Source organism: Faecalicatena fissicatena (genome assembly GCF_016900595.1).
Classification (GTDB): domain Bacteria; phylum Bacillota; class Clostridia; order Lachnospirales; family Lachnospiraceae; genus Claveliimonas; species Claveliimonas intestinigallinarum.
In genome coordinates this window covers 59547-79392 of record NZ_JACLYY010000004.1, presented here as the reverse complement: position 1 = coordinate 79392, position 19846 = coordinate 59547, and the positions used below count along the sequence as shown (strand labels likewise).

Here is a 19846-nt window from a genome sequence, read left to right as displayed (position 1 = left end):
TCTGTTACTCGTTGGGTTTAAAGTAAAACCGCCCGGACACCTGCTCCGTCCGCAGCACATTGGTGAAGGCATGGGGGTCTGCCTCCCGGATAGCCCGCACCACGTCTTTTTGCTCTGCGCTGGATACCACGGAGTAGACCACCTTCCTCTCCCGGTGCTCGTATGACCCCTCCCCCTCCAGGACCGTGGCCCCGTGGTTGCTTGTCCGGGATATCGCTTCGTACACATTCTTCGCATGGTTCGTGACGACCAGCAGGGTCTGCTGCTGGTATTTCTTATAGAGGATGTGCAGCACCTGTGTGGACGCATACTGGAAGATAATGGAGTACAGCGCCTTGTCCCAGCCGAACAGGACGCCCGCCGACACAAGGATCACTGCGTTGATCCCCAGCACGATATTGAAGGAGTCCACCCCCTTCTTCTCAGACAGATAGATAGCGATAAAGTCCGTCCCTCCCGTGGTGGCGTTGGCCGCCAGGCACATGCTGATGACAAGGCCGTTGATCATGCCGCCGAACACGGAGATGAGAAGCGTGTCAGAGGTGAGCGCATACCCCGGGAGGATATCAGTCAGCACGCTGGTCAGCACAATGGAGAGGCCGGAAAACAGGGTGAACTTCTTCCCTATGAACCGGAACCCGATGTACACCGGCACAGCGTTGATAGCCACGTTCAGCACTGTGTACGGGATCTCCACGCGGAAGAACATCTCACCCGCCCGCTGGAACAACAGGGTCAGTCCCGTAGCCCCGCCCGGGAAGAGTCCTCCCGTGCGCACGAAGGTCTTGATGTTCAGCGCCATGAGAAAAGACGCAATGACTATGACAATGATCCTCTTTATATCCTTTTGTGGTTCAAATTTCATAACTCTTTAGAAGCCTCTCCTTTTGTCCCTATCGGCCGAGGGTGTATTCACAGATCCCGCTGTCGAAGAATGCCTTGACGGCCCGGATCATATATTCGCTGTCCCGCACGCCCGCTGTCTCGTAGGACGAGTGCATGGCAAGCTGCGCAAGTCCGATGTCCACGGCGTTCATAGACACCTGGGACATGGCGATATTGCCCAGGGTACTGCCGCCCCGCATATCGGATCGATTGGCAAAAAACTGGACCGGCACGCCCGCCCTTTCACAGACGCCTCTCCACACGGCAATACTGAAGGCATCGCTGGTATACTGCTGTCCCGCGTGGGACTTGATAACGATCCCCTCGTTCATGTAGACGCAGTTGCTCTGATCTGTCTTCTCCGGATGATTCGGGTGTACAGCGTGGGCGTTGTCGCAGCTGACCAGGAAGCTGGAGGCCAGCGCGCGGCGCAGTTCCTCCCGCGTCTTTCCAAGTCCTTCGTTGATCCTCTCCAGAACGTCCTTAAGGAAGGTGGAGCCGGCCCCCTGCTTTGTGTTGGATCCTACTTCCTCGTTGTCAAAGCAGGCGAAGACATTCACAGCCCTGTCGTCGGCACCTCTCAGGAAGCCGGCGAAGGAGGTGTAGGCGCACTGCAGGTCGTCCAGGCGCGGTGCTGACAAGAACTCCCCATCCTTTCCCCAGACGGATGGCTGCATGCGGTTGTAGAGATAGAGATCCATGCCAAAAATCTCCTCCTCCCTGACCCCAAGCTCCTCCGCCGCAATCCTCCTCACAGCTCCCTGCACATCATCCGCGCCTCCCGCAAACAGGGGGAGCATATCCACCTGCTTGTTGAAGGCGCTCTTCTCATTCACATTCCGGTCCATGTGGATCGCCACACTGGGAATCAGCACCATATCCCTGTCGATCCGGACCAGCCGCTCCCTGAATCCGCCGTCCTCCCTGACAATGGCCCTGCCCGCCACAGAGAGGGGCCGGTCCATCCAGGTGGAGCAAAGGATGCTGCCGTATCCTTCTGTGTTGAGCTGCGTGTAATGGCCCCGCACCTCCAGCTCCGCTTTCTCCTTCAGCTTGAAGGTGGGAGAGTCGCTGTGGGACGCCGCCACTTTAAAACTATAATCCCCCAGTGTGGAGCCAACCTGGAAGGCGGCGATGCTGGATCCATTCCGCACCGTATAGTAGTTTCCGCCCGGCCGGATATCCCAGTGCTCCCGCTCCGGGAGCTCCCGGTACCCGCTCTCCTCCAGCAACCGGGCAAAGCCCTCCACTGCGTGGAAGGCAGTGGGGCTGTCCGCCAGGAAGCGGACCAGCCCTCTTACATCCTCCTCATAACATTCCATCTCTATCTCTCCTCATACACAGCATAGCTCTTCAGGATATCCTTCACGATGCCGACGACAAGATCCATGCCCTCCACGGTAATGTGCTCGTAGGGGCCGTGGAAAGCGGAACCGCCTGTCCCAAGATTGGGGCAGGGCAGGCCCTTGAAGCTGAGCCTTGCCCCGTCCGTGCCGCCACGCACCGGAGATACATCCGGCGTCAGCCCCGCGTCTGTGATAGCCTTCTTCGCAGTCTCCACAAGATGCATGCAGGGCTCTATCTTCTCCCGCATGTTGTAGTAGGACTCTGCGATCTCAAGCTCCACGGTACCCTCACCGTACTTGTCGTTCATAGCCTTCTGGATACGGCGCAGCGTCTCGTGCCTCTCCGCAAATTTCTCCTTGCTGTGGTCCCGGACAAAATAGCGCATCTGGGTCTTCTCTGTATTGCCGTTAAAGGCCATCAGGTGGAAGAAGCCCTCGTACCCTTCCGTCGTCTCCGGCCGCTCGTCCGGCAGCATGGACTGGATCTCCATGCCGATGAGCTGGGAGTTCACCAGGATGCCCTTGGCGCTGCCCGTATGCACGTTCACACCGTGGATCCTAAAGCAGGCTGTAGAGGCGTTGAAGTTCTCGAACTGGATCTCGCCCTCGATATCCCCGTCCAGGGTGTAGGCATAGTCCGCGCCAAAGCGCTCCACGTCAAAGTTCTTCGCACCCCGCGCGATCTCCTCGTCCGGGGTAAAGCCGATGCAGATCTTCCCGTGGGGCATGCCTTCCTTCAGGATCTCGTCCACAACGGTCAGTATCTCGGCGATGCCGGCCTTGTCGTCCGCCCCCAGGAGCGTTGTACCGTCTGTCGTGATGAGGGTGCGCCCCTTCATGTCCTTCAGGTGGGGGAACTCTTTGACGGAGAGCACTCTTCCGCTCTCGCCCAGCTTCACATCCTCACCGTCATAGTTCTCAATGATCTGGGGATGGATGTCATACCCCGGAAAGTCCATCGCCGTGTCCATGTGGGCGACAAGGCCGATGGCCGGCTTCTCCTCACAGCCCGGAGTGGCCGGGATCTCCGCATAGAGGTAACACATATCGTTGAGTTCCACCTTCTCAACTCCCATGTCCTTCAGCTCCTGCGCAAGGAGCCTGCCCAGGTCAAACTGTCTCTTGGTGGACGGCACAGTCTCGCTCGTCTCGTCGCTTGTCGTCCAGACGCTCACATACTTTAAAAATCTCTCATAAGCCTTCATCATTTTTTACCTCCTATTCTTGAAATGCCAGGAACCTGCATCTCTGCGGGTCCCTGACATTTATGCTCATCTTATCAGTCTTCATCCTCCACCAGCTTGTTCAGCTTCTTGTCTGTTGCGAACATAAATGCCGAGCAGAGAAGAAGGAGAATAAAGATCGCCACGAGAACCGGGAAGATGTTCATGTTCTCGATGATCACCTGCACATACGGGCTCAGCTTGGATGCGCAGAAGGTGGCGACCGTGATCACGCCCATGAGCAGTGACAGGTATTTCTTCGGCGCATACTTGCTGACAAAGGCGTTGCGCAGCGGTGAGAAGCACATCTCGCCGATGGTGAGGAGGAATACGAATCCTACCATCCAGAGAACGCTTACCTTGTTGTCCCCTGAAGAGCCGACACCGCGGGTGAACTCTGCCAGCACGATAACACCGAAGGCACATCCCAGGAAGAGGAAGCTAAGGCCGATCTTCTGGAACATGTTCAGGTCACCCTGGGGTCTCTCAGAGAGCTTTCTCCACACAGCCGCCATCACGCCGCCAAGAGCCACACACAGAAGGCCGTTGAGGGATGTATTGATCCAGCCAGGTGCGATCTCGATGCCTAAGAGGTGCATGTCCACATACTCGGTCATGTAGATCGTAAGGGCCAGCTCGTTCTGGTAGTAGAACAGCCAGAAGATGACGGAGAAGGCGGACACAAGGATGATGGCCCACATACGTCTCTTCTCAGCGCGGGTCAGAGGCTCGGTGGATTTCTCGTTCTTCTTGTCCTTCTTGCTGTCCTCACCGATGATGTTGCCCTGGGTGTCTGTTAAGTACTTGAAGGGCTTTTTACCCTGGCCCTGCAGGGACTTCCAGTTGGCCACGAACCACACAGCGGAGATCAGGCAGAACACGGCGCTTAAGAAGAAACACTGCCTGAAGCCCAGCACGTCGCCGTTTTTAAAAGTATTCAGATACAGATAGCCGGTCGCCACGGACCCCACAAAGGAGCCGATGTTTACAAAGGAATACTGGATCGAGAAGGCAGAGTCCAGCATGCTCTTGTCATCGTACATACGCCCCTGGATGGCGGACAGGTTGCCCTTGAAAAATCCGGTCCCGATAGAGATGACGATCACCATCAGGTTCACCATGGCGGCGCTTGTGGCCTTCCAGCCAATGAGGTAGCCGACGGCCATGATCACGCTTCCTAAGGGAATGGCGTATCTGGCTCCCAGCCAGCGGTCGCTGATGTAGCCGCCGATGATCGGCGCCAGGTAGGTGTAGGCCGTCAGGTTGGCCGCAATAACCGTCGCCTGCGCATTGTCAATCCCCAGTCCGCCCTCTCCCAGAGCTGTGATGAGGAAGAGCAGCAGGATCGGTTTTGCCCCGTAGTAGGCCAGTCTCTCAAACGTGAATGTCAGATTGCAGACATAGAAGCCCCAGGGGTGTTTCTTCTTTACTGTTGTTGTACTTTCTCCCATTTTTTTGTTTCCTCCAAATCAGTCTTGTTTCATCTGCACGGCGGTAAGCTGCATAAACCGGTCCGTGCGCCTGGCAAAATATCTTATGATTAAAATTGTATAGCGTCAGAAGGCCGAAGACAAACGAGAAAAACAAATGCACTGATAAGGAAAAGTTATGCCTTTCTGTAGCGGCGCTCCAGCGTAAAGCCCCGCCCCCGGACCTCATTGATCTTGGAGATGGTGATAAAGGCCCCCGGGTCCGTCCCCTGGATCAGCTCCTTAGCCTGGAAGAGCTTCCGGTCCGGCACGATGCACAGGACACCCCTGCTCTGGGTCTTTCCGTATCCGTTCTCGATGTGTACCATGGTCACGCCTGCATCCAGGCTTCCGATGAGCTTCTGGCGTATCTCCTCGTAGGCCTCTGATATGACAAAGAGCTGCATCTGCGACGCCCCCATGACCATTACCCGGTTGAGCACCAGCGTCTCTGTCACCAGGGTGAGGATACCGTAGAGCACCTGCTCCGTGTCGGAGAAGGAGAGCTGACAGCCCAGTACGGCAAAGTCCACCCCGTAGATGAGCACGGCCACCGGGATGTGGGTGCATTTATGGAGCACCAGAGCCAGGATATCCGTCCCTCCTGTGGAGGCCCCCACCCGGACGATGACGCCCACGCCGATCCCCAGCAGTGCGCCCCCGTACAGGGCCGCCAGCATCCGGTTGTCCGTCAGGGCGCCGATGGCCGGGATCCTCTGCACCACCGAGAGGATGGCCGGGTAAGCGAAAGTGCTGACAAGAGTGGTGAGAGCAAATTTCTTTCCCAGGGTCCCGGCTCCCAGAACAAAGAGGGCCAGGTTCACCGCCAGCACGATGACAGACAGGGGCAGGGGCACATAGTGACCGATAGTCAGCCCCACGCCGGTGGCGCCTCCCATGATGATGCCCTGGGGTACGATAAAGGCCGTGACCGTGAAGGCCAGGACCACATTCCCTGCCAGCACAGCCCCAACAGTGCCGGCAGCTTTCTTCAGATCATTCTCCATAGCAGCTTTCCCCTTTTTTCTCAGTATTTGTCGTCTGCTTTTATTTTATCCCTAATGGTCCGGGGGCAACAAACGAGAAATAATCGTGGAAGGATAAGAAAAAATTATGGCATGCCCCTCCCGGGACATGCCGTATCTTTGTCTCTTTGCTCTGCGCCTGTCTGTTCAGCTCTCCATCTTCTCTTTTAGCATCTTCATGAACCTGTGCACATTCTTCTTGTCACAGTTGGTGGGATAGTACATCCGTATCTCACAGTCCTTCTCATAGTCCGTGAGGCTCCGGATCTCGCCGTCGTTACAGTAGAAATAGCGGCTGTCCACAAAGGCGAAGGCATCGTTGAACTCCACCTTCAGCTTCATGGTCTCCACGTTCCTCACTTCGATGAAATCACAGTCTCCCTCCAGGCGCCTGCAGGCCTCCCTCTGCACGCTGCAGCTGTAGTGGGGAGCCGCATAGCACCTGTGTCCCTTGAGATCCTCCAGTCTGAGGGCCCCATATGGGATGGACGTGTTCTTTCCCACATACACGCCCAGTCTGGAGCTTGTCAAATACTGATTTTCTATGCCCGGCTCTCCAAGGAGCTCATTGTCGTCATACCCGATGAATATGTCCAGCTCACGCTTTTTCATCATCCTGGCCCCGATCTTGCTGTCAATCTTGTAGCACTCCATCTTCTCTCCGGCCCGGAGAAAGAAGGGGTCGTATATCTGCTCATAGGTCATCCACATCTTCTTGTTGATGGCGCTGTCGATTCCCACATAGGTGACCTCCCGGCTGCGGAGCTGCTCGATCTCCTTCATCATCATGTCCTCCACCGCCAGCATCTCCTTGGCTCTGCGGTACACGATCCTCCCCAGCTCAGTGGGCGTTATCTCCCCCTTGCCCCTGTTGACCAGCTTCCCGCCCGCCATCTTCTCCAGGGAGGAGATGTTCTGGCTGATGGCGGTCTGCGAGACATAGTTCATATTTCCGGCTTTTGTAAAGCTCTTGCTCTCGATCACATCCACAAAATATTTGTACTTCCATATGCTGCTCACCTGGCGGCCCTCCTACTTGCGTCGCGGGACATCTACCCCATCAGTTTTCCCACCTGACCTGCGATCTTCGTGTTGCAGCGGATCTGCTTCTGCACCCGCTCTCCCGTGCGCACAGACTCAAACACAAGGTAGGCCACCGTGTCCTTCTCCACCTGCTGCACTGTCGTCTTCAGGTCTGTGTGCCTGTGGGTCCCGCTCAGCGCCCCCACAAAAGCGCCGTCAAAGCCAGCGACGGCCCCGCCGATGATAGCGCCTGTCAGTTTTCCCTTGGGGCGGGTCGTGCCCGTCGTCGTTGTGAACGTCTCATAATGCGGGCCTCCCCATATAAAGCTGACCAGGGCCCAGCAGGCGGCGTTCTCCACAAATGCGTCCCCGAAGTAGTAGAGCCCGTTTCCTCCTCTTCTGAAGTTCAGGCCCCCGATGCGGTACTGGGTCTCCTGTTGTTTCAGCGCGCTGATCCTCTGCTTTTCCGCTATGCGCGCCTGCTTTTCCTGATATTTTGCCAGGTACTCCTCCGGGGACATCTTCTCGTTGGCGAGATAAAACTGTCTCTCCTCGTCCGTCAGGACGGCCGTGGTCCCGGCTTTCTGCATCTTATTATTAATCTGCACAATCCTTTTGCCGATGTCGAACCCCTCTTTGAGCTCATCTGCCATCTTCTTCCAAAAGCCCATTTCCCGCTCTCCTTTCTTCATCCTGCCAGAGTCTGCTGCACATTGTCTTTCTCTATCATAAAACTTTCGGAAAGATTTTTCAACACTTAAAAAAGATCCTGTCTACACCTCCCGGCTGATGACGCTGACCACACTCTCCTTCCTCTGGGGCAGATAGGCCAGGTAAGGCACCAGAATTCCCAGAAGGAGAAGGATCGGGAACACAGGCAGCATGGGCCACAGCACAAAGTGGTAGTCCATGAACCACATGCCATCCGCCAGTGCCCGCACCAGGGTCATGGAGAGAAGACTGCCTGCCGCCAGGGAGACGAGGATGGTAATACCGGCGTAATAGATCCCCTCCAGCATGAGCATCCGGACAAGCTGCCGCCTTGTCATGCCGATGGCCTCCATCATGGCCAGTTCCCGCTTCCTGGTGACAATGCCTGTGAGAATGGAGTTGACAAAGTTGAGGACGCCGATGACGCCTACCACCAGGGTCAGCACGCCGCCCACCAGAGTGAACAGCATGTTCAGACTGAGAAATTCACTTACCCACCTCTGCTTTGACTCGTAGTTCATAAGAGGCTCCTGGCTTGTGGTATAATTGTCCACAAACTCTTCAAAAGCCGCCTCCTTGTCATCCTCCACGTCAAAGAGATAACTCATAAGAAACTGAGGTGATGCCATCTCCTTAAATACATCCTCCGTAGTGTAAAAGGCAAAATTCGCTCCATTTCTGTTCGTCAGCCGGGTATTCTCCTTGATAAGGGACAGGATCTCGAACTGCCGCTCCTCCCCGTCTTCCATGACAAGGGTGATCTGATCCCCGGCGTGGTAGCGGATCCGATCTTTTAAAACCTTCCCGTTGTCGTCCACATCCACCTGGCCCAGCACATACTTTCCGGTAACCAGCTTTTCTTTGATAACAGCAGGATCCGTCTCCCCCTCCACAGGCTCCACCTTCTCAAGAGGATAGTCCTCCATACCATAAAAAGCAGTCAGATAATTTCCGTTTTCATCCTTCCAGTATGGTTCTTTGGTGCTGCCCCGCATATAGTAGAGGTCTCCGTTCTTATCTTCCAGCACATGTTCTGTGGGTTTATAACTCTCCGGGTCCAGGGCTATCTCACACGTCATGTAGATACGCCCGCCTTTCTCAAAGCCATCCTGCTCTTGGCAGGCCTCTATGAAGGACTCTGTAAGATTTTTCTCCTGGACTTCCTCTGCCATGCCATAGTATTCATAGTTGAAATACCTGGCGTTCGCGATCAGGAAATCCGACACCACATACTTCTGCAGAAACTTATCCATGGAAAACGAACCCGAAATGTTAAAGACCGTATTAAGCAGCACCACCGACAGGGACAAGGAGGCTATGATGATCACTGTCTTTCCTTTGCTTCTCCCAAGGTTGGACAAAACCATCCGCCAGATCTTCCCGCCGTCTGTGGAACGTTTCTCTTTCTTTTTTCCTCCCGCTCCTTCCGTGTACCGCACAGCCTCCACCGGTGACACCCGTCCTGCGATCCTGGCCGGTTTCCTTGTGGAAATCCACACAGTGGCAAGGCTGAACAGGATGGCACCCAGGAAGATGAGAGGATTCAGGGACACTTCCACCTCTCCTCCTGCATAGGAGCTGCGGGCCAGCACCAGAGGCACGATCCATTTCCCGATGACAAACCCTAAGAGCAGGCCCAGAGGGATCCCCGCCGCTGCCAGGCGCCAGGCCTGCCGCCCCACGATCCTTTCCACCTGGGGGCCTGTGGTCCCTATGGTCTTTAAAAGACCATAATACCGTATATCCTTGATAACGGAAATCTGAAACACATTGTATATAATGAGATACCCGGTCAGAAGGATAATGAAAAGGCCTGCCCCCACAGCCGCCATGGCAACGGGATCACTCTCTGTCCCGTCAGAGATGTACGCCCAGTTGGCGTTGCTTGCCAGGTAATCGGGATCTCCCTCTGTCACAGAAAAGCCGCTCTCCGTGATAACCTGGTCCAGCTTCTTCTGTATACCCCAGGAGTTGGAAAAATTCACATCCATCTGGATATTTCCGGCGCCGCTTCCCATGACATTCCCGTTCTCATCCCGGGATCCTTTGAGCTCCTGGGCATATTCTGTAAGATAGTTCTCCGATGCGATAACAAATCCCACATTCAATGCCGGGTCGGACTGCAGAATACCTGTGACAGTAAAGGTACGCTCCACCACCTGGGGATCCACCTGCCCCAGCTGCAAAGAGAGGGTGATCTGCTGTCCTGTCTCCTCCGGCAGTCCCAGAAGCCGCAATGTCATATCATCCACCAGCACCTCGTCCGCCTTTACAGGCGCCGTTCCTTCCTTAATGGTAATAAACCGGTGGGGATAATGATACTCCGGCACATACCAGAGCTCCACGTGTCTCTTTAAAAATTCCGGATTCAGCACACCGTCCGAGAGGATCTCGCAGGCCGCGCTCTCCTTGATGAGGGAGTGGTCCTTAAGCTTCTCATACTGCTCCATGGTCACATCTTTTATAACGCCGTGGCTGTCGCCTCCGGACTGGCGCATGGTAGCCCGCTGGAAATTCTCCAGTGTCCCCAGTCCAATAGTAAAAAGAGCCGTAAAAAGCATGGCGGTCAGGGCTATAGCCAGCACAGCGATCATGTTCCGGGTGCGGCTGGCCTTAAAACTCTTGTCCGCCAGGTTGCGTATGACCTTTTTATTTTTCACCTTACGCATCTGCCTCACCGCCTTTTCTCCTTTCAGCCGCGCTCCTTTCCGTGCCGCCTGCCGCAGGCTGCCCTGCCCCGGACTGCCCGGCCGCGCTACGGATACGCCCGTCCTCAATGCGTACGATCCGGTCCGCCATCTGGGCGATCTCCTCGTTATGGGTGATCATCACCACCGTCTGCCCGAAGCGGCTGCTGGTGACCTTCAGAAGGCTTAAAACGTCCTGGCTTGTGACAGAGTCCAGATTGCCGGTAGGTTCGTCGGCCAAAAGGATGGCCGGCTTTGCCGCCAGTGCCCGGGCGATGGCCACCCTCTGCTGCTGGCCGCCGGAGAGCTGGGAAGGCAGGCTGAATTTCTTCGTCTCCAGCCCCAGTATGTCTATAATATCCTCCACATACTCCCGGTCTGCTGTGTTGCCGTCCAGTTCCACCGGCAGCACGATGTTTTCATACACATTCAGCACCGGGACCAGGTTGTAGCTCTGGAACACAAACCCGATCTTCCTGCGCCGGAAGATGGTGAGCTCCTCGTCCTTCAGCCTGGAGATATCCTTGCCGTCCACCCACACTTTCCCCGCCGTGGGCCGGTCCAGTCCTCCCAGCATGTGCAGCAGGGTGGATTTCCCGCTGCCGGAGGTGCCCACAATAGCCACAAACTCTCCCAGCTCCACAGACAGGTCCACCCCGTCCAGCGCCTTCACCAGGGTGTCCCCGCTGCCGTAATATTTTTTCAACTGACTGGTCTTCAATATACTCATATGCATTACCTCCTCGCTGACGGTCCTGCCGGGCCCTTTGCCTTCTGCGCTGCCAGCGGAATATCTGCAGACGCCCAATAAAGGAGTGGCCCTATAGAACCATTTTTCTATAAGACCACTATATAACATCAATCTTTCCACATTCTTTCCCAAATCTTACACAATTGACAGATTTAATCTTTCCGGGGAAGATAAAGTCCAAAAGAGCTTCCCTCCCCCTCCCGGGAACTGACCTTGATATAGCCGTCCTGCCGCTCCAGGATCTGTCTTGCCAGATAGAGGCCGATGCCAACGCCCTCCTCCTGCTGCACCTGTCCTCCCCGGCAGAACCTGCCAAAGATCCGGGCTCTCTCCTCCTCCGGAATGCCCGGTCCCTGGTCATCCACCTGGATGCAGACGTAGAATTCAAACTCCCGGACACTGATCTTCACCCGGGAACCGGCAGGGGCGTACTTGATGGCATTGTCCACCACATTGCCCAGCGCCTCTGCGGTCCACTTTCTGTCGTACCGGCACAGGACTTCCTCCGGAGGCAGGACGCACTCCAGGGTCATGTCCTTTCCCCCGGCCCTGGGTCCGAAAGTCTCCGCCACCCCTTCCAAAAGGGGCCTAAGGCTCTGCTTCCCGGGCTGGATCTCCAGGATGCCGGACTCAAGGCGAGACATTTTCACAAGAGCCTGGATGAGAAATTCCAGCTTCTTTGTCTGTCCCAGTATCTGCCGGGCCAGCCTGCGCTCCTCCTCATCCGCCGCCTTCTCCTCCAGCAGCTCCCCGTAGAGAAGGATGTTGGCAAGGGGCGTCTTTGTCTGGTGAGAAATGTCGGACACAAGGGCTTTCATGTCCTCCCGCTCCCGCTGCGTCTCCTCCAGAGCACGCCGAGTGGAGGCAACATACTGTTTCCACCTGGACTCAAGGCGGGACAGCTCCGTCTCATCGTAATGGTTCTCCTCAAATGTGCCGTCCATGGCGCCATCCAGCATCTCCTCCAGCCGCTCCATGGTCTGCCTGGCTCCGATCTGTATCCTCATACTCTCTTCTCCCACACATATCCCAGTCCGTACACTGTCTCAATGGGCCTGTACCCGGCCCGGCCTTCCAGCTTGCGGCGCAGGCGGTTCACCGCCACGCTGAGGGCATTTTCCTCCACATACGCGGCCTCCTCGCCCCAGAGGACGTCCATCAGCCGCTCCCTTGTAAGGGTCTGTCCCGGGTTCCGCACGAAAAACCGGAGGAGCTTCTGCTCGATCTTACTTAAGACGATCTCCTGCCCGTCCACATAGAAACGCATCTCCTCAAACTGAAAATGGTACCTGCTGTCCGCATAGTCGTCTTTTTTACTCTCCGGCTCACCGCCTGTGCGGAGCCGCATCCGGTCCACCCTGGCCCGCAGGGCCATAAGCCCGAAGGGCTTGGTGATATAGTCGTCCGCCCCCAGGGAAAAACCGGTGATCTCATCGCTCTCCAGGTCATTGGCCGTGATGAGGAGCACCGGGATCTTCGAGTGGCTGCGGATTTCTTGTAAAAGGTCGTACCCGCTGCCGTCCGGCAGGTTCACATCCAGCAGAGCCATGTCCACCTGCTCCCTCTCAAGTATCTCCCTGGCCTCACCGGCAGCATGAGCCTGCAAAAAAGCCGTGTCCTCCCTTTCAAGAGCCAGGGTGATGCCCTGGTTCAGTCCTCTGTCATCCTCCACGATCAGGATTTTATACATCTGTCCTCTCCTTGCATGATTTCTTACTGATCATTCGTATTTTCCCTTTGCCACTTTCCGTCCCTGCAGAGCGCTCTGATTTTTGTTTACAAAAGACCTGGTCCGGGCCCGAAGCAGGATCTTCCTGCCCTCTGGCGTACGGGTGTAGACAACCCGGTACCGTCCAAGCACCCTGCGCATATGTTTCTCAAAGACCAGGGCCCGCTCTTTCTGTCTGCCGAAAATTTCCGGGACGCTGTAATATTCTTCCCCCCGCCCCCTTCTCTTCTCCCGCATCAGCAGGTATCTGGGATTGTCGATGACGCCCCAGATCTCTTCCATGCAGGCCGCAAAGGTAGTTTTATCCCGCATGGTGCCGCCCTTGAGCCATGTCCCGATGAGCATGCCCTCCACAGACTCCACCTGGGCCCGGCAGTGCTGCGGGTCTTCCAGCTCTCCGGTCTCCGCCAGGGCGTCGGCCACCGCCTGGCTGAGCCGCCTCATCCGCCGCTCCGGCGTGCTGAAGCGGGCCAGCCTGATCCCGTACCTGGCCACCAGGACGCAGGCGGCCAGCATCAGAAGGCCAAGGGCCGCCGCCAGAGCGGATCTGGTTCCATAAGCCGCCTCCACAAACATGCGCCCCATCCCGGCCATCACCGCCAGGACCACGCTGAAAATCTCATACCACAGTGCATTGAAAAAGAGAAAGCCGGTCTTTTCTTCCTCCCTGGGGACCGTCTCCACCTGCTGGACTTCCATGCCGCCGTGGATCTCCCGCAGCGACTCCTGCCACCGGGCTCTCAGGCCATCCCTGTCCACCGCCCGCCGCAGCATCATCTGGTTGACTTTCTCCATCTTCTCCTTTGTGTCAAACTCCGGGATGGCAAGCCGCTCCATGCCGCTCTCTATCACATTGTCCTTCCAGGAGACGCCGAGAAATGACTCAAATCTTCTTTTGAGCATCTCGTAATCCCCGGAGAGGTCCGGGTGCTTTGTCTTCCCGGATTTCTGCGGAAAGATACAGGCAAGATGCCAGATATTGCCTGTCTTCTCCGGGTGATCCCGGTCCGTCCGGATGGTGCGGCCCCGCATCTGGTTGCTGAGCATGAAGGAGCCCACATAGGTAGCCAGGATAAGTGAGTTGATGCAGGGGGCGTCCCACCCCTCCCCCAGGAGGGATTTGGTCCCCACCAGTGTATTGATCTGCCCCTGCCGGAACAGCTCTGTGATGACCGCCACCACATGGGTATTTTTCCCCTTCACTTTAAGCTGGCCGTAGCCGGTGTCCCGGACAGGGGACAGAGTGCCCTGGCAGCCCTTCTCCTGCAAAAGGACCTCCAGCTTTTCTTTCGTGTCCACAGGGACCAGTATCACGCTGCCGCTCAGGCATCCCAGACGGATCCCTTCCCCGGCCTCTCTCCTCAGATATTCGAAAATCGGCACGGCTCCTATCTCGGCCGCCACTGTCTGGTCTGTCCCTACAAGGGGCAGCTTGTCCTTCTTGATATAGTCGCACAGAACCAGAAGGCGCAGCTCCTCTCCCAGAGAGCTGTACTCCGCGTCCACGATCCGACCGATGCTCTCCATCTTGCCCTGGCTCTTTGCCAGAAGCCTCTGCATGGCGTCCCTGTGGGTGAGAGACACCTTTTTCCGGTAAATACAGCCCGCCTCCTTCAGCTCCCGCAGCAGCTCCTCCCGGTCACTCTGAGTCACCTCGTAGGAGTCCGCGTCGTCATAGAGAAACCCCTGCAGGAGAACCTCCAGCCAGGAGCTGTCAAGCCTGGGCAGCCTTCCCTCCGCTCCGATCAGCTCTCTTAAGTACGCCGGAAAGGGGATCTGCTGTGCCTGGCAAAAGATGAGAAGGGCGGAAAAGTACTTCGGATTGTCCAGGAACCTCTCACTGTACTCCTCCGGGCTTCGCAGTCCCCTGTGGGTGGCGATCATGTCCGTAAATCTGCTCCCTGTAAGGAGCCGGTTCCTCACAGCCTCCTCCTTCTTCTGATAGTCCTCTATCTGGCGCAGCTCCTCCCTGGCAGGCCAGTTGAAAAAGATATAGTCCTCGTGGGGACACAGACTCCCCTCCTTCACCAGCTCCGGCGTGAAGATCTCCTCATCGATGGGGCCGCACAGGTCGATATAGCGCTTCCACTGTCCCGGCGTGCTGTCGTAGGGCGGCGTGGCTGTCAGGGCGATGACCGTCACCCCCTTCAGCTCCTTCATAAACTTTTCCAGCGCCTTCCACCACTCGCTCCTTAAGTGATGGGCCTCATCCAGGCAGATGGTCCGGATGCCAGCCGCCCGCACCGCCTCGAGGATATCAAAGTCCCGGAAGTCCACATCCTCGGACTCCCCCTCCGTGTGCTCTCCGTCTGTGGCCTCCGTCTTCTTGTCACCTGCTTCCTGCTCGTTATCCTCTGTCAGCTCACCTTCGCTGTCCGCCAGCCTGCCCTGATATCTCTTCATGGCGCTGTACAGAGCCTGGTAGGTGATGGCTGTGATGCTCTTCATGTTTTTCAGATCATTGGAGAGAAGCTCCTCCGGATCCCTGCCCGGGAGGAGAAATCCCTCCACAATGCGCTCCAGCCACTGCTGCCGGATGGTGATGCCAGGAGACAGGATCAGGCAGGGCGCGCCGAGGCGCCGGATCAGCTCAATCCCAAGAGTCGTCTTCCCGGACCCAGGCGCCGCCACGATATGCGCCTTCCCGTCCGCCAGGTATTTGTCCGCATTGGAGAGGGCCCTGTCCTGGTAATCCCTCCAGGTTCCCCTGAACTGCAGTGTATCCTCGTATATGTTTTTCATTCCTCACATTCCCCTTGTGCTGTCTTTGTCATGCTTCAAGTCCACTCTATATGGATTTTTGGAAAAAGTCAATGGCCCGAGAAAACGAAAGGGCTGTATCCCTTTTTCCCCTTGCCCTTATACACCGCACAGCAGTATACTGATATTGAAAAAAGAAAAAAGGAAAGGAGACGGCGAAACGCCGGAATTGACGCAATGAAAAAGATGATCTTAGTTACTTCCCCACCCGCCTGTGGGAAAACCTATATTTCCAAACAGCTTGCCGAAAATCTGAAGCATGTTGTCTATCTTGACAAGGACACTCTGATTCCCCTTTCCAACCGGGTATTCATAGCTGCCGGCCAGGAAATCAACAGGAGCTCTGACTTTTTCGAAGAGAATATAAGGGATTACGAGTACGAGGCCATTGTGGACATCGGCGTGGAGGCGCTGGCCTACGATGACATTGTCCTCATCAACGCTCCCTTTACCAAAGAGGTTCACAACGAGGAGACGCTGGAGCGCTTCCGCACCAAGCTGCGAAAAAAGGGCGCCAAGCTGGTAGTCATCTGGGTCGTGACTGATCCGGAGGTGTGTCACGAGAGAATGATCCAGAGAGCTTCAGACCGGGATACCTGGAAGCTGGAGCACTGGGATGAGTATATAAAGACCATCGATTTTTCTATCCCGGAGCCCCTGAAGCGCCTGGACGCGGGGCATGACCTGATCCTCTTCTACAATTCCTCCGACGCGGAGTTTGACCAGTCCATGAAGACAATTCTCCCCCTGCTGGAGGAGGACGGGGAGATATAAGGGTCTTCCAAAAAATTTCAAGAGCGGCAGAATTTTAATTTTCCGCCGCCCTTGATTTTTTCATTCAGCCTTGAGCAGGAGAGCTGTTTGCTCAAGGTCCTATTTCTTCCTTTAAATATTGTTCAACTAATGCTACTACTTCTTTTGCTGTCTCCAACTGTTCTTTTTCATCTTCAATTGATACAATGTAAAAATCATCGTAATCACTGACATGGCGAATTTCCTGTGCCAGGCCAGTTCTCTCGCCCCACCAATATCATCCAGGCTATGCTGCATACAATTCTACCCCTTCATTCTTAATATTGTTATAGAATGGATATGCTCTGATCCATTTATTAAAATGATCCGAATTCTTCACAATAGGCATGATTTCCAAATCATTATCAAAATTATAATCAAAAGTCAGGTCGGAAAGCGTATGCCCTTTACTTCGTATCTCATCGTCTGACAGATCCACCAAGATCATAATATCAATATCTGAATTCGGGCCAAAATCGCCTCTTGCATAAGAGCCGTATAATATCACAGACTTCAGCCTTTCTCCATAAATTTTATGCACGTCTTCCACATATTTTTTTAATATTTCATTCCAAACCAAAGACATATACTTCCTCCTTCCCACTCTTTTTCTAATTATAGTATATCTATTTTACAGAATGAAATCAATCATACTTTTATGTGCCACCATATGTTTTCTTCAAAAAAACCCTTACAAACAGCATATACCGCCATTTGTAAGGGTTTCCCTTTCAGAATATCAATGCATGAATTTACATTCCAGCCTGCGCTGCAACCTCTGCTGCGAAGTCGTCTACCTTCTTCTCGATTCCCTCGCCTGTCTCGAAACGTACAAACTTCTTCACTTCCATGTTTGCGCCGTTCTCCTTTGCAACCTTGGCAACGTACTTGGCAACTGTCAGGTCGCTGTCCTGTACGTACACCTGATCCAGCAGGCAGATCTCCTTCATCTCTTTGTTGAGACGACCGATGATCATCTTCTCAATGATGTTGTCCGGCTTATCCGGGTTCTCTGTCTTAGCCTGTGCAAGCAGGATCTCCTTCTCGTGATCCATAAACTCCTGAGAAACCTCATCCCTGGACACATACTTCGGAGACATAGCCGCAACCTGCATAGCCACGTTCTTCAGACATGTCTTGATCTCATCGTTGATCACGTCGGTAGCTGCCTCTACAAGGACGCCGATACGTCCGCCGCCGTGGATGTAAGCCACAACGCATCCGTCGGAAACGATCTTCTCAAATCTTCTGATGTTCAGCTTCTCGCCGATCACGGAAATCTTCTCTGTCAGGGCCTCCTGTACAGTCTTGGAGCTGTCCTCGATCCATGGCTCTGCCATGAAAGCGTCCATATCCTTTGCCTCTGTAGCCAGAGCCTGATCGGTAACTGCCTTTACAAAGCCCTGGAACTCAGCGTTCTTTGCAACAAAGTCTGTCTCGGAGTTTACCTCAACGATAGCTGCTGTCTTGTCTTCCTTAACCTCAGCCATAACAAGACCCTCTGCGGCAATTCTGCCGGCCTTCTTAACAGCCTTTGCCTCGCCGTTCTTTCTCAGGTACTCGATCGCTGCGTCCATATCTCCGTTTGTCTCGCTGAGGGCCTTCTTGCAGTCCATCATGCCTGCGCCTGTCATCTCTCTCAGCTCTTTTACCATACTAGCTGTTACTGCCATTTCTTTTTCCTCCATATATAATTGATCATATATAGTTCTTCAAGTCTGCTTCCGGGGTCAGATTAAGCCTCAACTGTCTCCTCTGCTGTCTCCTCGTAAGCCTCCTCGCCCTCTGCGTACTCTTCCTCATTGTACTCAGCAGCGCCCTGGTTAGCCTCAACAACAGCGTCAGCCATCTTGGAAACGATCAGCTTAACCGCACGGATAGCGTCGTCATTTCCAGGAATTACATAGTCGAGCTCTTCCGGATCGCAGTTTGTATCAGCGATACCGATAAGCGGAATTCCAAGGGTATGAGCCTCCTGCACGCAGATTCTCTCCTTCTTCGGGTCAACAACGAAGATTGCGTCCGGCAGTCTCTTCATCTCTTTGATACCGCCAAGGTTCTTCTCCAGCTTCTCCCACTCTTTTTTCAGCTTGATAACTTCCTTCTTCGGCAGAACATCAAATGTTCCGTCCTCAGCCATAGCCTCGATCTCTTTCAGACGTGCCACACGGCTCTTGATGGTCTTGAAGTTTGTCAGCATACCGCCGAGCCATCTCTCATTTACATAGAACATACCGCAGCGCTCTGCCTCTGTCTTGATAGCGTCCTGAGCCTGTTTCTTTGTTCCAACGAACAGGATCGTGCCGCCCTCTGCCGCGATATCGGATACTGCCTGGTAAGCCTCATCTACTTTTCCAACGGATTTCTGCAGGTCGATGATGTAGATACCGTTTCTCTCTGTGTAGATGTAGGGAGCCATCTTAGGGTTCCATCTTCTTGTCTGATGTCCAAAGTGAACACCTGCTTCTAAAAGCTGTTTCATTGAAATAACACTCATGTTTCTTTCCTCCATTTGGTTTTCTTTCTTCCGCACATTTCATTTCCCGCATGACCGTCTTTTTGTGAAAAAAGCTTAGGCACCGGTGCGGGCAGACATATGCGTGTTTTTTTGCAACGGTCATATATTATCATAAAACCCGCCCTGTTGCAAGCATTTCTCCCGATTTTGTTCTCGTTTTGTCCTCCGCTTTTCCTGATTTTGTCCTTCTTCTTTTTGACGGATTGATCAGCAGTCAATGCCCTTTCTCTGATAGAAGAGGTTGAACAGGATGTACCCAGCCGCGATCCACAGGGCGCACACCCCCAGGGCGACGAGATTGCCCTTTGTGAACAGCTCCTGGCTTTGAGTCACGCCACTGTAAATTGTCTGAAATGAGGTGGTGGGCACAGCGATGGACACCTTCTCCAGCGTCTCACTGAGTCCTCCAAAAAGAGGCGGCAGCATGGTCAGCAGCATGAGGGGCGCGCCGATGGTTCCGGCCGACGCCTGATCCCTGGCTAAAAGTCCCGCCAGCGCCCCCAGGAAGCACAGCCCCGCCGAGGCCAGCAGCACGGCCCCTGTGTAAACCGGGAAATTCTTCACATCCCCCCCTGTGATGAAGAACACAGCCGCAGCGTCCAGAGCCGTCATCAGCAGGCACACGATCATCTTGGAGGCCAGGAACTCCTGCCCTCTCACCCGGGCCATCATGAGGGAGCGGAGAGTATACTTTTCCTTCTCCTCCGCGATCATCACAGGCAGGATGCTGGTGGGGCTGATAGCGATGGAAAACACAGCGCACATGCCAAGCACGTAATCTCCCATCTCATCCCCCAGGTCTTTGAAAACATTCTGGTAGATAAAGCAAAATACAATGGGAATAAGAAAGCTCACCAGAATATTCTTGTTGGTCAGGCATCCCTTCAGATCCTTTTTCAGTAAGGTAAAAATAATTTTTCCGCTCAT

Annotated in this window: 17 protein-coding genes; 1 reads left to right on the top strand and 16 read right to left on the bottom strand. The window is 54.7% G+C overall.

Annotated elements, in window-relative coordinates; all coding sequences use genetic code 11:
- Positions 1–4: 4 nt before the first annotated feature.
- From H7U36_RS05395 to H7U36_RS05340, 12 genes are all read right to left on the bottom strand, one after another.
- Positions 5–865, bottom strand: coding sequence for a YitT family protein (locus H7U36_RS05395; RefSeq protein WP_087172784.1), 861 nt, complete (start codon positions 863–865; stop codon positions 5–7).
- A 28-nt stretch (positions 866–893) separates the two neighbouring features.
- Complete coding sequence (locus H7U36_RS05390; RefSeq protein ID WP_191428104.1) at positions 894–2207, bottom strand: M18 family aminopeptidase; 1314 nt, start codon at positions 2205–2207, stop codon at positions 894–896.
- A 2-nt stretch (positions 2208–2209) separates the two neighbouring features.
- On the bottom strand, positions 2210–3436 hold the full coding sequence (gene pepT, locus H7U36_RS05385; RefSeq protein ID WP_191428117.1) for a peptidase T: 1227 nt from the start codon (positions 3434–3436) through the stop codon (positions 2210–2212).
- Between the two features lie 74 nt (positions 3437–3510).
- Positions 3511–4905, bottom strand: coding sequence for a peptide MFS transporter (locus H7U36_RS05380; protein WP_205155777.1), 1395 nt, complete (start codon positions 4903–4905; stop codon positions 3511–3513).
- 155 nt (positions 4906–5060) lie between these two features.
- Positions 5061–5930: a YitT family protein gene (locus H7U36_RS05375; protein ID WP_191428106.1), complete on the bottom strand. Its 870-nt coding sequence runs from the start codon at positions 5928–5930 to the stop codon at positions 5061–5063.
- A gap of 165 nt (positions 5931–6095) precedes the next feature.
- Positions 6096–6968, bottom strand: coding sequence for a LysR family transcriptional regulator (locus H7U36_RS05370; protein ID WP_087172779.1), 873 nt, complete (start codon positions 6966–6968; stop codon positions 6096–6098).
- A gap of 32 nt (positions 6969–7000) precedes the next feature.
- Entirely contained in the window at positions 7001–7642 is a 642-nt protein-coding gene (locus tag H7U36_RS05365) for a hypothetical protein (protein ID WP_191428107.1), read from the bottom strand.
- Between the two features lie 102 nt (positions 7643–7744).
- Positions 7745–10351 carry an FtsX-like permease family protein gene (locus H7U36_RS05360; RefSeq protein ID WP_205155776.1) on the bottom strand — a complete coding sequence of 869 codons (2607 nt, stop codon included), beginning with the start codon at positions 10349–10351 and terminating at the stop codon, positions 7745–7747.
- Positions 10344–11099 (bottom strand): ABC transporter ATP-binding protein, encoded by a 756-nt coding sequence (locus H7U36_RS05355; protein ID WP_191428108.1) that lies wholly within the window; start codon positions 11097–11099, stop codon positions 10344–10346. The genes H7U36_RS05360 and H7U36_RS05355 overlap by 8 nt, the downstream gene beginning before the upstream one ends.
- A gap of 173 nt (positions 11100–11272) precedes the next feature.
- Positions 11273–12127, bottom strand: a complete 855-nt coding sequence (locus H7U36_RS05350) for a sensor histidine kinase (protein ID WP_191428109.1) — start codon at positions 12125–12127, stop codon at positions 11273–11275.
- Positions 12124–12810 carry a response regulator transcription factor gene (locus H7U36_RS05345; RefSeq protein WP_191428110.1) on the bottom strand — a complete coding sequence of 229 codons (687 nt, stop codon included), beginning with the start codon at positions 12808–12810 and terminating at the stop codon, positions 12124–12126. The genes H7U36_RS05350 and H7U36_RS05345 overlap by 4 nt, the downstream gene beginning before the upstream one ends.
- Positions 12811–12840: 30 nt before the next feature.
- The gene (locus tag H7U36_RS05340) at positions 12841–15591 is read right to left on the bottom strand and encodes a DEAD/DEAH box helicase family protein (RefSeq protein ID WP_191428111.1); all 2751 of its coding nucleotides are present in this window, start codon (positions 15589–15591) and stop codon (positions 12841–12843) included.
- Between the two features lie 195 nt (positions 15592–15786).
- Here H7U36_RS05340 and H7U36_RS05335 point away from each other — a divergent pair, with 195 nt between their 5' ends.
- Positions 15787–16383: a P-loop nucleotide/nucleoside kinase family protein gene (locus H7U36_RS05335; RefSeq protein WP_033124449.1), complete on the top strand. Its 597-nt coding sequence runs from the start codon at positions 15787–15789 to the stop codon at positions 16381–16383.
- A 265-nt stretch (positions 16384–16648) separates the two neighbouring features.
- On the opposite strand, the gene H7U36_RS05330 is transcribed toward H7U36_RS05335, so the two are convergent.
- The 4 genes from H7U36_RS05330 to H7U36_RS05315 all read right to left on the bottom strand — a co-directional run bounded on the left by H7U36_RS05330 (position 16649) and on the right by H7U36_RS05315 (position 19846).
- Positions 16649–16987 (bottom strand): nucleotidyltransferase domain-containing protein, encoded by a 339-nt coding sequence (locus H7U36_RS05330; protein ID WP_191428112.1) that lies wholly within the window; start codon positions 16985–16987, stop codon positions 16649–16651.
- Positions 16988–17153: 166 nt separating this feature from the next.
- Positions 17154–18074, bottom strand: coding sequence for a translation elongation factor Ts (gene tsf / locus H7U36_RS05325; protein WP_033124451.1), 921 nt, complete (start codon positions 18072–18074; stop codon positions 17154–17156).
- A 62-nt stretch (positions 18075–18136) separates the two neighbouring features.
- Positions 18137–18898, bottom strand: coding sequence for a 30S ribosomal protein S2 (gene rpsB / locus H7U36_RS05320; protein ID WP_033124471.1), 762 nt, complete (start codon positions 18896–18898; stop codon positions 18137–18139).
- A gap of 228 nt (positions 18899–19126) precedes the next feature.
- On the bottom strand, positions 19127–19846 hold the full coding sequence (locus H7U36_RS05315) for an ABC transporter permease (RefSeq protein WP_191493482.1): 720 nt from the start codon (positions 19844–19846) through the stop codon (positions 19127–19129).